General features: G+C 53.1%; 10 protein-coding genes. 6 read left to right on the plus strand and 4 right to left on the minus strand.

All coding sequences use genetic code 11. The annotated features are described in order from the left end of the window. Positions 1-46: 46 nt before the first annotated feature. The 4 genes from RD1_RS03650 to RD1_RS20635 form a co-directional block, all read right to left on the minus strand. Complete coding sequence (locus tag RD1_RS03650) at positions 47-1027, minus strand: ATP-binding protein (RefSeq protein WP_011567096.1); 981 nt, start codon at positions 1025-1027, stop codon at positions 47-49. Beyond that, the gene (locus RD1_RS03655) at positions 1020-3191 is read right to left on the minus strand and encodes a Mu transposase C-terminal domain-containing protein (RefSeq protein WP_011567097.1); all 2172 of its coding nucleotides are present in this window, start codon (positions 3189-3191) and stop codon (positions 1020-1022) included. The genes RD1_RS03650 and RD1_RS03655 overlap by 8 nt, the downstream gene beginning before the upstream one ends. Then, entirely contained in the window at positions 3191-3706 is a 516-nt protein-coding gene (locus RD1_RS20915) for a TnsA endonuclease N-terminal domain-containing protein (RefSeq protein WP_171959983.1), read from the minus strand. Before RD1_RS20915 ends, RD1_RS03655 begins: the two co-directional genes overlap by 1 nt. Before the next feature lie 367 nt (positions 3707-4073). Next, complete coding sequence (locus tag RD1_RS20635) at positions 4074-4304, minus strand: helix-turn-helix domain-containing protein (protein ID WP_085978942.1); 231 nt, start codon at positions 4302-4304, stop codon at positions 4074-4076. Between the two features lie 446 nt (positions 4305-4750). On the opposite strand from RD1_RS20635, the gene dndB reads away from it, so the two are divergent. The 6 genes from dndB (at position 4751) to RD1_RS03690 (ending at position 12865) form a co-directional block, all read left to right on the plus strand. Further along, positions 4751-5857, plus strand: a complete 1107-nt coding sequence (gene dndB, locus RD1_RS03665; RefSeq protein ID WP_011567098.1) for a DNA sulfur modification protein DndB — start codon at positions 4751-4753, stop codon at positions 5855-5857. Beyond that, positions 5854-7317, plus strand: coding sequence for a DNA phosphorothioation system sulfurtransferase DndC (gene dndC / locus RD1_RS03670; protein WP_011567099.1), 1464 nt, complete (start codon positions 5854-5856; stop codon positions 7315-7317). The genes dndB and dndC overlap by 4 nt, the downstream gene beginning before the upstream one ends. Continuing rightward, positions 7314-9266 (plus strand): DNA sulfur modification protein DndD, encoded by a 1953-nt coding sequence (dndD, locus tag RD1_RS03675; RefSeq protein ID WP_011567100.1) that lies wholly within the window; start codon positions 7314-7316, stop codon positions 9264-9266. Before dndC ends, dndD begins: the two co-directional genes overlap by 4 nt. Then, positions 9256-9630, plus strand: coding sequence for a DNA sulfur modification protein DndE (dndE, locus tag RD1_RS03680; protein ID WP_011567101.1), 375 nt, complete (start codon positions 9256-9258; stop codon positions 9628-9630). The genes dndD and dndE overlap by 11 nt, the downstream gene beginning before the upstream one ends. 4 nt (positions 9631-9634) lie before the next feature. Then, positions 9635-10798, plus strand: coding sequence for a cysteine desulfurase family protein (locus tag RD1_RS03685; RefSeq protein WP_011567102.1), 1164 nt, complete (start codon positions 9635-9637; stop codon positions 10796-10798). A 66-nt stretch (positions 10799-10864) separates the two neighbouring features. Then, positions 10865-12865 (plus strand): hypothetical protein, encoded by a 2001-nt coding sequence (locus RD1_RS03690; RefSeq protein ID WP_011567103.1) that lies wholly within the window; start codon positions 10865-10867, stop codon positions 12863-12865. Positions 12866-12994 lie beyond the last annotated feature (129 nt).

Genomic DNA, 12994 nt, shown 5'->3' on the forward strand with positions numbered 1-12994 from the left:
GTCGGGGTTTCAGCTCTTGAAATTGGTAAAGTAAGAGCGAGACGCATCAAGCTGGACCGGCTAGTTTTTCTGTTGGAAGGAGCACCAACGGGTCAATTGCTTTCCAGTTGTCTGTCACAAACGGATTGAGGCCGTCGACGCAGCCGGACTTCCTCTGGAACGCCAAACGAAAATCCAGCCAGTCCAGATCCTTGCCGCCACGAAACAGAGCTTCTTCAATCGCCCCAATGATCAGTTTGATCACAAGTCCCAACTCGTGCGAGGCTGAATGAATCAAGCGTCGAACAAAAGTTGGTTCGCAAATTTGTCCTGCGGGTTGCAGACCTGCTGCAGCCGAATAGCCCTTCAAGATATCGCGGACATCTCGCCCATGACTCGTCCATGAAATCTGTTGGAACTCGATTGGATACAGTCGGCGTGAGAGCTGTTTATCAACGTTCACCAATTCTTTCAGCTCTTCGGTTCCACTCAGGATCACACCAACTGGCCATGAGCTGTTCTGCATGACCGATTTCAGAGTGTTGATCACGGCCTGCATTTCATTCCCACCCCTACGGACAAAGAGGTCCTGGGCCTCATCAAGATGGATAAACAACACGCGTCGCGCTTGAAGATGGTGTTGCACCAACTGCCAAACTATCATCGCAGTCCGATCTCGCGATAATGGGTATCCAAGAGCATGCAGGCAACTCATGCCGACCGATTTCAAAGTCGCCGGCGATGGTACTTGCAAGCTCACCACATGTGCCTCGACCACCCGTTCCTGAAGCTGCATAAGATCCGGATGGTGGCCGAATAGCCTCAAAAAGGCAGTGGACTTTCCAGACCCAGCGTTGCCCGTAACGACAATGCCATAGCTGTCGGATTGATAGCCTGCCTCGATGTCAGCGCGCCTGCGGTACAATAGTCTGTCGAATTGCATTCGAAGATCGTGAAAACGGTCATGAGAGACAAACCTAGCCTCCAGATCTGAGATGATTCTTGAGACTGCGGCAAAATCTACAGCGGGATTTTCAGTACTATTCATCCTCAAGGTTCCAGCCACTGCTTGATGGTCCATCCGGCCAATCGATTGCGTCATCCTCCGAAGTTTTCGACTCATCTTCGATCGTTAGTTCTGTAGTCTGTTCGGCGGCGGGGACAGTGCTTGGATCAGGAGAAATGGGCGTTCCAAAGGGACCACCAGCACCGTTGAAGCTGACCGTTTCAGGCAATGGTTCATAAGACCTGCCGTGAAATAATTGGTTCTGAACGGCGTCGATCCCGGCAGTATTGTCTGTGGTGGAACCTGGAATTAGCCGCTTCGCGATAGCTTGATCGCACCGGGCTTTGATTGCCGCAATTGCGCTTCGGCGGGTCTTGCGATTCAGAAGCTCAACGTCCTTGTAGCGCTGAAGAATGAGCTCATGTTCGGCTTTCCACTCTTCAAGCGACACACCATCAAGATCACCGTGCTCGCAACGAGCCTCAAACCACCTATTGTTAATTTCGACTGATACGGCCCCAATGTCGTCAGGATCCAATCGGATATTCAACGTTGGGCTGAGTGTTTCCTTGAAATGACAGACTGTCTCATCTGATCGATAAAAGTTGCCGCAGATTTCTAGGCCACGCTTCTGCAAAGTCCTTTCAAGTGGGACTCCAAGTGCCGTTCTCTTTTCAAAGGCATCTGGGCATTCTGGCACAAATCGTTCTTTGGTGAGTTTTTCCCAGCGGCCTGCCGGGCAATCACCGCCCAAGCCTCTATGTGGCGCATAGTGATAGTGATCGACGACCCAGTGGATGAGGATGTAAAGAAGATCATTGTCGTCGAGGACGGCATGTTTGTCGCTGTCATAATCTCCACGGTCCTGCGGGTTTGATCCTGTTCGCCCAGGTAGGAAAGGAATAACACCCGTTACCATCGAGCCGAAGACGCGCTCAATTGAACTACGAAGTTCGGACTTACCCAATGGAAGCGTAAGTTTTGTTCCATGTAGAGTGGAGATGGCGGCACGAAAGACGTCTGACTGAAAGCCGCTATGAGAATCCGTTGCGATATCGCAGATTCCGCCATGTTGCGGCCAGTTCTTTTCGCAACCGAGCTGCCGGGCAATGTCCGATTTGTCAGAGACCACCATCGATAGCAATCGGAGTGCTTCAGCAGCGGATGGTGCCTTTGCAATACGTAGACCGAGAATACATCTAGTTGCGGTGTCTATAGCACAGCAAACCCATCGATTACCTTTGGGAATTTGTTCCAGGAGGTTTGCGGGTATTGCCGTGGTCATCGACAGATCGGCCAGCAAGCTTCGCACGTCGCAGTACCAATCGTCGATTTCAATGCGTTCCATCGGCGCTAGCGTTTGCAGGCCGCCACTCGAACTAGAGAATTGTCGTCTGGCCGCCTCTGCGCCCTCTCTCTGGAATGTCACATAAAACGGATCCATGGCTTGAATCCGTCTGACGATTGTGCTTCTGCTGACGGTTCCCAACGGTCGAAGGCCGAGGCTTTCTCTACGCTCATTTTCTTCGTCAAATTTTTCGAATGTATGCTCTATCGTACGCGCCATCGGCAGGCGTTTGCCTGCGGATGCATGATGTGCCACGCACTTTCGAAGGAACTCCTCCTTTTCGATGTCGATGTACTTCCGATCTACCTTGCCGGTTGAAGTTTTTGGGATTAGCGCTTCGATGGAATACCCGGCATCGCGCCACTCTCGATAGTGCTCCAGTATTGTCCGACTGCATGGTAGCTTTCGGTTTGGGAGCTCGTCCCCTCCTCGAAGTTTTTTACCTATAGTCTGTCGTGCGGTTTCGCGCTCATTCACTTCGATCTGGATCATGGGTCGGTTTGGCTCGAGGCTATCTTCGCGGAGTTTCAGCACTCCCGCAGAGTGTAATTCTCGGACGACCTGGCAGTAATTTTCGCGAAAGGTGACCTTGGCTAATACGCTCGTTTTGAGGGATGCAAGCCGCGACAGGGTTCTACCTGCTTCAGAGGAGGTGTTTGGATTGCGAAAGTAGTCTCTTTGGTAGCTCCAAGAGCGACTGGACTTTAGCGTCAGAATCTGGTCGTAGCTAAAGCTCTCGATAGCTCCTGAAACATCAAGCCTTTCGAACAGTACAGAGTCGTGGTTTTGCGAATGAAACCGGTACTCTTGATCGTCGATCGCGATCAGATCGAAACGGGTGAAGCGCGGCTTTTGCATTAAGCACCTCCACGCATGACTGTGGATTTTGGTCCAATGCGACCAGCAGTCATTTGGGCGAGCACGCCTGAAAATATTCCACGTATTGCAGCCTTGTAGCCACGCCCGCCCAAACCGGTCATTACCACCAAGTCGCCAAGCGATACTGCCCCGTGAAGTTGTTCGACTGTACGGGCTAATATGCAATCGGCGTGCGGGTCGGCTGTCTTGCGGCACGCGTGAAGATGATGTGCGTTCCATGCCTGCCACGGCTCGTAATGCTCGTCGGTAAAGAGGCTGACTTGATCTGCGAGTTCGTCGGGAACTTGCTTGGCAATGATACTCAGGTCTTCAACTAGGCCGATTTTTCGGGCGCGCTCTGCCGGTTTTACCGCGACTGCGATGCGGGTGCCGTCGGAAGTCTCTACCAAGTAGTCGAATACATGATGCCGGGGTTTGCCTTGCCGATTCTCGTAGCCGACCCTGAACGGCTGCTCTACGAGGTCGACGACTTTAGGGTGGGCGAGAAACAGCAAGGCAGCATCCCACTCCAATCGACTTTCAAATCCGATGAGCCTTGTGGCTCCCTTTAGGGTGGCTACGAGATGACCGCGAACGCTCGTATAGGAGCGTAGCGTTATTGGGCGGCATCCACGTGGTGGGCTTGGTAGTTCCAAACCCTGTGTCGTGCAGACTGACAACGTCGTTTGACTAATGCGCATGCTTTCTCCGCTTGCAATGGTGCAGTGAAGCACCCCACCAGCTACGAAGCTTGCAGGATGCTTGACTTTTGTTGCTGAAAGCGGGATCAAGATGGTGATCTAAGGGTTTTATGGCCCGCTTTTTGGGAAGGCCCGGCGCTCCAACGCTGGGTCTTTCTGCTTTGAGTGGTTGTTAAGTCATTTATGCACTCCTCTGGTATCGGTCGGGAAATAGATCTTCAGGGCGAGTGCCTAGCTTGTTCGCTATCGCCTCCTGGATACGGTGGGAACGTCTATGGCCTTGCGACACTGTGACGACTGAGGTTTTGCTCACATCAAGCTCCCGAGCTAAAGCGCCGAAAGAGATCCCTAGTTCTCGAAGCCCTCTCTTTATGGCTTCGTGGCGAAGAGAATCTGTTGGGTGCAATGGCACTTATGAAGCCCCCCGGTAGACTACCGTTATCGATCACTTTTGGAGAAGAACGTCCTCCAAGCACATCTCAGCACGACCAAGCGAATCAGTCAAGCGTCTGATTCGTAACGGTAAAATCCCTCTCCTAGATTAGACGGATCATGGCATTGAGCCGTCGATCGGTGTTCAAGCGACTATGTTCGGCGTGACTGCATGGCATCCGCGAGCCGGACAGTGCCAATCGTCATCCCCCTTGCTAACGCTGCCAAGAGCATGATCAGCACAACGGCGTGGATGGACCGAAGAGAAGTCACTGATGGATGTATCGAAGGTGCTCGTTCTCAGTGTCGAATTCTGTTAGATTCTTGTGGAGAGCAATTCGACAGTACAAAGCCGCTCAAATCGCGCCGCAGGCGTTGACTTCCATCTAGACTTCCATAGACTTCCCGCTCAATGGCAGGGGTTTTATGAGCGGTAACTTCTATAATTTTGCAGCCATACGCGGCGTCCAGGCTGGAACCGAGTATTATGTGATCATGGTCCCTCTTAAGATGGTTCCAAAGATTTTCGAATTCGACAGTCAGGAATTGCCAGCAGACCTGCGCGCTCAACGCGTATTGTCAAATGTCCGCGTTCCGCAAATCGCATCCTACCTCTCGGAAAACTTCGAAGAATATACGCTCTCATCTCTCTGCGCATCTGTGGATGGTGATCTTGAGTTTTCCCCAGCCAGCGACGGTCTTCAGTTCCGTAATGTAGGCGAGCTACGGCTTTCGATGACAGCCCGCATCATCCTAAACGACGGTCAGCATCGTCGCGCCGCAATCGAAGAAGCCCTCAAGACGCGACCCAAGCTCGAAAACGAAACCATCTCGGTTGTGCTTTTCCTCGATGAGGGGCTGGAGCGCTGCCAGCAAATGTTCGCAGACCTCAACAAGAATGCCGTACGCCCATCCGGGTCGTTGAACGTCCTCTATGACCGCAGAAATCCTTTGGCACGTCTGAGCACGCGCGTGTTAGAGGACATTCCGTTTTTCCAAGAATTCACCGAGCTCGAAAAAACATCTCTTTCGAACCGGGCCAAAAACCTCTTTACCTTGTCCAGCCTGAATCAAGCCAACAAGTGGCTCGCTGGGCAAGATGCGGATCGGTTCGGTGAAAACACTGAAAGCACCGTGATCGCATATTGGCGTCAGGTTTCTGAGGTCATCCCAGACTGGCAGAAACTGATGCGTGGCGCGACGACAGCAGGCGACCTGCGAAAAGAAACGGTTCATGCGCATGGCGTGATGCTGCAGGCTTTTGGAGTCTTAGGGGCAAGACTGATTACAGCAAAGCCGGATGGATGGGCCGAAACCCTGGCTCCGCTCGCGGAGATCAATTGGAGCAAGCGCAATGCCCAGCTCTGGCGTCCTCGCGTCATGGGCGCGCGCGGAATGGATGGCAGTGTGAAATCTGTACATCTGGCGGCCAACGTCCTAGTTGCGGCTGTAGGCTTGCCGCTCAATGAAAAAGAACAAGCGAATGAAGACGACTACCTGGCGTCATTGGCTGAGGAGAAAGTCGTCGCATGACATCAAAGAATGAAACCGACCAAACAAAGCGGGCAGGGCTCGATCTTGTCGCTCTGCAGGAAAATATCCGCGCGGTTTACGCGGCAGACGACCGGCCATGGGTGATCGGGTATAGCGGCGGAAAGGATTCAACCTGTGCCTTGCAGCTAATCTGGAGTGCCATTCGTGCGCTTCCGGAAGACGCGAGACGCAAGCCAATCTTCGTCCTCAGTTCCGACACGCTTGTCGAAACGCCCGTGATCGTAAACTACATCGACGATACCTTGGCAGCCATCAACGCGGCAGCGGCAGACCAGAACATGCCCATCACCGCACAAAAGGTGGTTCCGGAGATTTCAGATAGCTTCTGGGTGAACCTGATTGGCCGCGGATATCCTGCACCGTCAAAGCGCTTTCGCTGGTGCACGGAGCGGCTGAAGATCGATCCGGCCAATGCCTTCATCAAGAACCGCGTTGCCGAATATGGCGAGGTGGTCATGGTTCTGGGCGTACGGTCCTCGGAAAGCGCGACACGCGCGCAGGTGATGTCGCTGCACAAGATCGATGGTACGGCTTTGTCTCGCCATTCGACCTTACCCGGCGCTTTCGTCTTCACGCCGATCGAGACCTTCAGTGTGGATGATGTTTGGGCTTTCTTGCTGCAAAATCAGTCACCTTGGGGATCGGACAACCGCGATTTGCTTGCGATGTATCGAAACGCGCAAGCTGGCGAGTGCCCACTTGTAGTCGATAAGCAAACTGAAAGCTGCGGGAATTCCCGCTTTGGCTGCTGGGTGTGCACGGTTGTGACAAAGGACAAGGCCATGGAAGCGCTTGTTGAGAATGGCGAGGAATGGCTTGAGCCTTTGCTTGATCTCCGTGACGAGCTGGCTGAAACACAAAACCCCGAGCGGAAACGAGAGTTTCGAGATTTTCGCAGACGGGACGGCTCTGTGACCTTTGTGGGCGATGCAGAGACATCCATTCCGGGGCCCTATCTTTTCGAATACCGCAAAGAGCTCTTGAGAAAACTTCTGGAGGCGCAAGAGCGGGTAAATGCCAATGCGCCACCCGGCGAGAAGACCGACCTTATTCAGGTCGAAGAACTCCGGGAAATCCGTCGGATCTGGCGGAGCGAACAGGGTGACTGGGGCGACGCTGTTTCAGAGACCCTCAAAGCTGTGACGGGCAAGGAACTCCCAGCCGATGCGACCGACGGATTTGAATTCCAAGCCGATGACGCCAAGGTCTTGGCGGATGTCTGCGCCGCGCATGACTTGCCGTCACGTCTCTTGGCCCAGCTCCTGGAAGCAGAGCGTTCTGTGCGGGGTCTGAAGCGGAGGACCCTTATTCACCGAAAGATCGCTTCGATCCTTGAGCAAGAGTGGCGAGACGAAGGAACAGTCCTGAACGAGCGCAAAGCGCGATTGAAAGAGCGCAAGGCATCTTCGTCTGACCCTCTGTTTGAGACTGAGTCATGATTTTACAGTCTCTTTGTCTCACTAATTTTGGTCTTTATGGCGGTGAACACCGCTTTGATCTTGCACCCGAGCCAGACGGGCAAAAACCTGTGGTTTTGGTTGTTGGCCATAATGGTGCCGGGAAGACAACGTTCCTGGAATCTGTACGTTTGGCGCTCTACGGCAAACGCGCCCTCGGCGCGCGTGTTGGGCAGGCCGAGTATGAGCGGCATCTCCTTAAACGGATCAACAACTTCGCCAAGGACCGCATCGCCTCTGTCGAACTGGCCTTCACGAGCCAACACCTTGGTAACGAGGACCTCTACACCGTGCGTCGATCTTGGGCGGCCCGCGGTGCCAGCGTCATTGAAAGCCTTGAGTTTGAACGCAATGGCGCTCCGGTGGAGGATATCCCAAGCGAGGATTGGAACCACTATCTTGAAGACATCATTCCAGCTGGGGTGTCGCAGCTTTTCTTTTTCGATGGAGAGAAGATCCAAGATATTGCTGACGATCAGGAAAGCACTGGGCTGACAGATGCAATCAAATCCTTGCTAGGAATCGATATTCTCGATCAGCTTCGGGGCGATCTCGCCCTCTACAAATCACGCAGCATGGACCGGGATGGTGACACCGGCCTAGAAGGTCTCCGGCGCGACCTAGAGGTCGCAAAGTCTGATCTGGTCTTGGCTGAAGAGGAGATTGGATCGCTATCAGCAAAGCGCACCCAGCTTGCGCGCCGAAGCGAGGTTTCACAAAAAGTCTTTGAACAAGAGGGGGGCAGCATCGCGCTCAGCCGTGACACCCTGTCAGAGGAGCTAAAGCGGGTCGAAGCCGAACTGACCAAACAAACCAACGCGTTAAAGACGCGTGTAAACGGCGTCGCGCCATTTGCCCTGGCTCCAAATCTTCTTGAACGATTTTCAGCAGACCTGGAGAAAGCGCGCGGACAGCAAAGCGCGACAGCAATCGAAGCCTTTGTCTCGAGTTTTCAGGCGGCCGTAGGCAAAAGCGACGAGACCTGGACGAAGGCGCATTTTGCGCAGCTCAAAGACTTCGCCCGGAACCGCCAAAGCACCGGGCCCAGAATGGCTCTGAGCACGGAACCAGACTGGGTTTTGGCGAAACTTTCTCAGATTGCGGACGAACGGGTAAAGGTCGCCACATTGGCTGCGCAACTGGCCGAGCTGCAAAAGCAACGTACGACCTTGAAGGATCAGTTGAAGAACTTCCGCCCCGGTGCTGCCTCCGGTGCATTTGAGGAGTTGAAGAAAGCAGAGTTCGAACTCGGCGCCATCGAAACTGAGCTTAATCGCAAGCAAGGTGAGGCGACACAGGCTCGTGCACTGATCGAACGCCTAGAGCGCGAGTTGCGCAAGTCCCAGGACGCCGTCTTCGCGCTTGCAAAGGCCGAAGAGAAACGTGACCTGGCGACGCGAGCGCAGGCCGCGCTCAATGAGTATGAGGAGCGGATTGTTCAGCTGCGCCTCGCCTCGCTTTCCAAGCATTTCATTGAGGCTTTCAGCGGTCTCGTCACGCGGAAGTCGCTGGTGCATGACGTGATCGTCGACCCCAACAGTTTTCAGCTTAAACTTATGGGCAGAGATGGCAGAGAGATTACCCCATCCGAACTCTCCGCTGGCGAGCGGCAACTCTTTGCGATCTCAATGCTTTGGGCGCTCGGCCGAACAAGTGGGCGCGAATTACCGATGATCATCGACACGCCGTTGTCGCGTTTGGACCGGAAACACCGGACAAACTTGATGGCAAATTACGTACCGCGCAGCTCGGCGCAGGTCGTCATGCTGTGCACCGATACCGAGTTGACCCCGGATTTGTCGAAAATCATCAAACCTTATGTGAGCCGACGTTTTGAGATTGGAACTGTGGGTGGTGGACAACGCACGAAGATCACGGTGTTGAGTACCGAAGCGGAAGCACAGGTTCTGGAGACAACCGATGCACATTAATAAGTTTCGGATCTCATCGACGGCGACCGGCCAGGTGCGGATCATTTCACAAAGATCTGGGCTGACACCCAACCTCGTTTGCCGCATGGCCATGTTGTCATCCTTTGAAGCCGGGCCCATATCCGGCGCCGCCGATGACGCTGGCGAGGGTCAAGAATTCAATGCCTATACGCTCTTTGGGGACTTCCAGCCTCTCTTCATCGACCTTCTGAAATATGTCGAGTTTGGAGCTGAGGAGATCGAAACCGACGACAGTGATTTGCTGGCGCGCTTGCGATTGCACATTGATCGTGGTGTGCGGCAACTCTCGGTCCGGCTTAAATCCCCGGCGGATGCGGCCGAACTGATCGCGGGGAGTGCGTGAAGCGATGTCGGCACCGATTTACCTTGACCACAACGCTTCTACTCCGATTGATCCGGAAGTTTTGGAGACGGTCATACGTGTCAGTCGGGACGTATATGCGAACCCATCAAGTGTTGAGCATAGCCAAGGTTCAGGGGCTGCTCGGGTTGTCGATACTGCGCGCGCGCAGATTGCGGGCCATCTCAATTGCAAGGAAACCGAGCTCGTCTTTACAGCCGGGTCCACGGAAGCCAACAATCTTGCGATCCTTGGAGCGTTCCCTCGGCTCAAGGAGGCGGGGCGCACACATCTGATCACCAGCAAGATCGAGCACCCATCTGTTCTGGCCTGTTTCGACCATCTCGAATCCCAAGGCGCACGGGTAACGCGATTGGGGGTAGATGAAGGTGGCCAGATTTCCCTCGATGAGCTGGCCCTGTCTTTGACGGATGAGACCGGATTCTTGTCCATCATGGCTGCCAACAATGAGACGGGCGTTTTGCAACCCATCTTGGAAGCAGGCCAGCTTGCCGAAGAGGCTGGGGCGCTATTTCACACGGACTTCTCGCAAGCTTCGGCTTTTGTGCCACTTGATCTCAAGAACGCGCCCATCCATCTGGCGAGTTTCTCTGGCCACAAGGCCTATGGCCCGAAAGGGGTTGGGGCCCTTTACCGGTCGATCCGAAAACCGCGGGTCAACCTAGCCCCAGTGATGTTTGGTGGCGGGCAGGAGAAGGGTTTGAGGGCAGGGACCCTGAACACGCCTGGCATTGCCGGCCTTGGACATGCATTTGAGCTCATCTCAAAAAACATAGACCATGACCGGGATCGGATTGGGGCCCTGCGAGATCAGCTTGAAATCGAACTCAAAGAGACCTTAGCGGCGCAGGTCAATGGAAACACTGCAGCGAGGTTGCCAAACACGATGTCCCTCACGATCGACGGAGTTGTCCCACAAGCGCTGATGCAAAAGCTAAGAAACGACGTCTGCTTTTCTGCATCGAGCGCCTGCGCCACAGAACATGTCGAAACCTCTCACGTTCTGCTCGCCATGTTCGGCGACACTCCAAGGGCGCGAAATGCTTTCCGACTAGGTCTAGGCCGGCAAACCAGCAAAAAAGACATATCCAAAGTCATCAGACTCTTTTTACAAGCCTCATCAGAACTCCTGCTTCTAAAAACAGCTTAGAAACCAGCCGATCCGCCACAATTTCGAGAGGTACAGGTAGGATAGCAATAAAGGCTACGAACTTCCATGGATGCTGAGCGAAAGCAGACTTACAAGACAGTCAAACAACTGCGCTCAGCACTTGCTGAGGGTGACAGTCAACGCTTCCAACGCACGTTGGCAACGCAACCGACACTTAGCCTCCTTAAGGCAATTCGCGAACAAAAACTGCTTGTTAAAAACTACGCAGTAGAACATGAACTTGTAGTCGAAATTGTAAGGACGGTGGCTTCCACAGTTCTCAGCCCGGGAGAACTCGAAGAGTACTCCAACTATTTGTCATTCATTGGACCATGGCAAAAATCTAAGGAATACTCAGAGGCGCGGCTCAAAAGCTGTTTCAACAACTTTCCGAAGGTCTCGATCGAAGAACTTCTGCAAATATTCGACAAAGCACTAGACCGCTTTTTCTCTAAGCTCACTATCAGTGCTCCCAAAGAAAACCAAACCGTAGCGGATTACGAGAAGAGCATTCACGACCGGAACGGTATCGCAAATGACGTACTTTTCGCGGCACTCAGAGCACTCAACGACGCTTCCAGAAAAGTCGTCGACCCTAGCGCCCGGAATCTCTCACCGAGTACGCGCTTGTCCTCAATACGACGGTTCTACAAGGCTGTTCAACTCGCCTCTGAAGTGAATAGCTTGGATTGGATTATGGACTCTGTTTCATATGGTGATCTTGTAGTTTCGAAACTTCAGACCGGCTCACCAATAGATGCACACCTAGAATACGCCGATAAAAAGCGAAGCTTGATGCTGAACCTCGCTATTCGACGCAATCTCATTGGCGTTATGTATCTACCGCGCAATGAGCGGTATGTGCGTGAAATGTTGAAGGCCTCCGAAACCTCGGTACTAACAGAAGCCTTAGAATTCTACGCTGGTTTTGTGAACGAAAATCCTAGCCAGATCGACATGGAATCCCTGCTACGTCAAAGCTCTTCCAGACTTGCTCAAGTGGAAGAAGAAGATGATCTTCTGGTGGTTGCATCGGCACGCGCCGGAAAGCAGGATCATGCAACATACTATCTTACTTCGATGTGTCTGACTTGGTTTAGCATGGCGGCTGATGCCGTACAGAAGGCCTTTCCCAGATCTTTCCGTCGACGATCATCCGTTCCAATTCCCTCAAGTCTGATTGAGTCGGCTGTTTCGAGTGCTGGTGGAAAACAGGTAGCTGAAACTATCAAAGCGCTCTCAAGCACTCTTCCTACAAAGAGCCACCACGACCTTGTACGTCGGCCATTCCTGAGCGTCCGAGAAGATGACACACTTTGGCTACTCAATGGCGATCCAGGATTATGGAATCTCAAGGTTAGAGAGGCATTGCTTTCGGGCGGAAAAGTTGGGGATGCCTATGGCCATGTTTGGGAGGAGTTCTTAGCAAAAACGTTCGAAGACTCAGATTGGCAGTTGATTGGTCGGAACAAGCGACTGCGCTTGGGAGGTCAGACTGCGACAGAGGTCGACCTCCTACTAAAGAAGAATGACCTACTTCTTGTAGTTGAAGTAAAGGCACTGATCGGCTCCAATATAACTTGCTACGATCATTGGCGCAGCCGCCAAACAATCGAATGGGGCTGCCGCCAAGCGACTGCCGCTGCAGAGTTCATAAAGTCCAACAAAAACTGGTTGGTCTCAGTTGCAGGAAAACAGTTAGCGGAGGAAGTCCATCATATTCAACCGCTGGTTCTCACCAATAACGACTTACTTGATGGGTGGCAATTTGAGGGAGTACCAGTGATGGGCGAGGTCGGCCGCAAGGCAATCACGATTGGAGCAAAAGTCGACTACACGGATCAGAGTGGCCGTGTCGTTTCCACGCGTTGGATCACAAAAAAAGAAGAGCTGACGACCGATCGAATTCTGTGGTCGCTCCAGAATCCTGTTGAGCTATTGATTGCGCCCGAAAGCTTAGAGATCTCACATCGTGTGTTGAAATTGGGTGGCCTCGCAGTGTTGGCTCCGGAATTTGATCTTAGAGATGACCTGGAGAGCGTTCCCGCGATTGCAGTCAGTAGTTGAGAAGCGCGCAATAACCCAACGCACACAAAAGAGCTCGGTGAACTGCGGAACAAGTGGCATTTGACCACGGCACTTGATAGATTGGACGAGCATCAAAGGGATATTTTACCTTGTTCTTAGTACGTTAGG

Source organism: Roseobacter denitrificans OCh 114 (genome assembly GCF_000014045.1).
Taxonomy (GTDB): Bacteria; Pseudomonadota; Alphaproteobacteria; order Rhodobacterales; family Rhodobacteraceae; genus Roseobacter; species Roseobacter denitrificans.